The 2798-nt window shown below is 40.1% G+C and carries 4 protein-coding genes; 2 read left to right on the forward strand and 2 right to left on the reverse strand.

The window, feature by feature from the left end; genetic code table 11:
- Positions 1-111, forward strand: a 111-nt coding sequence (locus V6C71_10330) for an IS1 family transposase (GenBank protein HEY9768877.1), incomplete at its 5' end; no start/stop codon positions are given.
- A 305-nt stretch (positions 112-416) separates the two neighbouring features.
- Here the strand turns inward: V6C71_10330 and V6C71_10335 are convergent.
- Together V6C71_10335 and V6C71_10340 are read right to left on the reverse strand one after the other, a co-directional pair.
- Positions 417-632, reverse strand: coding sequence for a hypothetical protein (locus tag V6C71_10335; protein HEY9768878.1), 216 nt, complete (start codon positions 630-632; stop codon positions 417-419).
- Positions 633-836: 204 nt separating this feature from the next.
- Positions 837-1364, reverse strand: a complete 528-nt coding sequence (locus V6C71_10340) for a hypothetical protein (protein ID HEY9768879.1) — start codon at positions 1362-1364, stop codon at positions 837-839.
- A gap of 249 nt (positions 1365-1613) precedes the next feature.
- On the opposite strand from V6C71_10340, the gene V6C71_10345 reads away from it, so the two are divergent.
- Entirely contained in the window at positions 1614-2495 is an 882-nt protein-coding gene (locus tag V6C71_10345; GenBank protein HEY9768880.1) for a 2-dehydropantoate 2-reductase, read from the forward strand.
- Positions 2496-2798 lie beyond the last annotated feature (303 nt).

Consider the following 2798-nt stretch of genomic DNA (forward strand, 5'->3'; position numbering starts at 1 on the left):
AGAATCAAACGTTTAGCCAGAAAAACCATCTGTTTTTCTAAATCGGAAGAAATGCACGATCTTGTGATCGGTTTGTTCATAAATAGATATGAATTTGGCATAGATATCTAAGTATAGATTCAACAGATTTACAACACTACCAGTTCTGCCTTAGCTGCTAATAAATCTGTAGTTCTGACTTCGAGATTGGCGATCGCTAGATTATCCCTCTGTACGCCACCATCACCAAACAGATTTTGAATGATATTTACAGGGTTAGTAGAAATATAGTTAGTCCACTTTTCTTAGATGTGTAGTCGATTCTCTCTTGCGTTACCGCTAGCCTTTGCTCTATCAGGGCAATTCTAGATTAAGATTGTTTTAGTTTAGGAGAAAGTGCGCTCGCTTTATCGGTTAACAGTCGTACACATTTACTACTACTGCTCAGACAAGGAAGCTGCTTCTTTTCTTTTTCTTCTAATTGCGTCTCTGTCTGATTCGACCATGAGGGTAACTTCGGCTGTGAGTGAGCCATCGGGGGATTGACCGAGCCAATTAACACGCCTAACAGTGCCACTGTAGAGAGATTTGACAACGGATAAAGTAGCGAGCGCATTTTCAATCTCATTTAGTTTTTCAATAAGCTGTGTCACTTGAAATTCTCTGTCAGTCAGTCTTTGTTCGTATAGAGCTTAATTATCTTTGATAGTTGAGTCGTGCCTGATTCTGTTCTTCTACACGACGGGCTGAATCAATTGCTGCAAGATATTCCTTGTAAGAGCGATCGCTTTTTGCCGTCTGCATCTTCCCCATCGCTAGCTGATATTCTTTAACTTCTGCTGTATGTCTTGTTTTAGCTATTTTAGTTTGGCTTGTTCGTGTTCGAGGATAATTGGATCGAGGTTTTTAACGCCAGTAAGATATTTAATTTCTTCTTGCTTGAGTGAGACTTGCGATTCAACAGACGCGATCGCTGCCTTAGTTTTTTCTACTGCTGCTTCTTGTTCTAAATAACTAACTGGTGGCAGTGCCATCGTGGGCGGTACTGCTTGCGGTACGGCAGGAAGTGTAATAGAAGCTGCCTTGAGTCGGTCTATTGATAACTGAAGCTGTTTCTGTTGGACGGTCAGTCTGGTTCTCTCTCGTTCCCTGTCGGCAATGATTTCACCTTTGGTTACTTCCTCCCCTTCACTGACTTTGAGGTCGTCTGGTTCGGTTACTCTAACGGTGATAGTTAGGCGTTTGGGTGTAGTAGTTTCTGTCTGCGTTGCTTGAGCGATATCTGTTGCCCAAGTTGGTAGGGGTGTGACGTTAGTAGAAATTATGGTAAGTGCGATCGCTGCTGTTATCAGTCCATAGACAACTAACTTGCTAACCCTCTTCATTAATATCGAACCTCATATCGGTAGGAATGTATAGTTATATTGTTCCCAGGCGAGATTGAGTTATTAGCAGAGCAAACTTTTATCAATTGGTTGTTCGATATTTGCGCTCGGTTTTGCTCGTGCTAACTTTGGAGCGATTCATTCATCCTCTTCTCGGACAAAACAAACTTATTTTAGTCATAATAGTAATATAAGGGCTAAGATTACAGATTAGCTTTGTGTTTGCCTCGGATAATAGAGGTGAGAGCCATGCTTAAAATTCTAATTTTTGGAGCGGGTTCTGTGGGAACGTTTTTAGGAACTAAGCTCTATGCTGTTGGTCATCAAGTTTTCTTTTATGGTCGAAGGAAACTGAATAGCTTAAACGAGGATATTTTTATTAATGGCAAGCTCTACCGACTGCCTCCCAAATGCTACCAGCTCCAAGCAAATGACTATAATGCCATCTTCGTTACCACCAAGTTGTATGACATTAAAAATGCTCTAGCCGAACTCAGAAAATATCACTTCAATCCCCAAATTATTGTTTTTATTCAAAATGGGATTGTTGAACCAGAGTTTTATGAAGGCTTTCAAAACCATCTGGGATTTACTACCGTAAGCGTTTTTAATGGCTATCATCTAACAGGTAATCAAATTCACGTCAAAGAGAGCAATCTGGGTTGGCAACTAGAAGATTCATTAGTGGGTCGGAAAATTCACAAATTACTAGAAGAAGCTGGCATTCGGTGCCTTATTACTTCCAATATTTCTCAGATTAGGGCGCAGAAACTAATCCTCAACGCTGCTACAAATACTCTGTCAGCGCTAGAGAAAAAGACTATTGGAGAATTATTTGCTGACAGAAACCTGAGAAAAGTTGTTGACGGCATCATCCAAGAAAGCTGGACGCTCCTCAAAGAAGACTACGATCTTCCCGATTTAGACTCTGTACGCAAGACTATCTATAAACTGCTCCCTCAAGTCAAAGAACACTATTCTTCCATGTATCAAGATTTAATTTCTGGAAGAAAAACAGAAATAGAATTTCTTAATGGATTGATTGTTAGGTTAGGGCTGGAGAAAGGCATTCCTACTCCTTACAATCAGCAAGTCTACTTTAAGCTTTTAGACAAGACTAAGAGTGTGTGATTTAGCTATATCATTTATCGAACAAACTCGACTGCACCATAATAACCTCTGCAAACTCTGCAAACTAGCCATTGACTATCCTCACTTCCACCGTCCCTATTGCATACTGCTCTCTCAATAATGCGATCGCCTTCTCCAACCCACAATAACTAAACCTAATACGAACCTATCCCACTAATATGATTTTAGTGATCCACATATGGATTGTTGCTAAAGCTAAAAAACCATCAAAAACAAGAGGTTGACGTTCCCAGCGAACAACTAAACGTCTATATTTTCTTTGAAACCAGGAAAAACATCTTT

The sequence above is a fragment of the Coleofasciculaceae cyanobacterium genome (genome assembly GCA_036703275.1).
Taxonomy (GTDB): Bacteria; Cyanobacteriota; Cyanobacteriia; order Cyanobacteriales; family Xenococcaceae; genus Waterburya.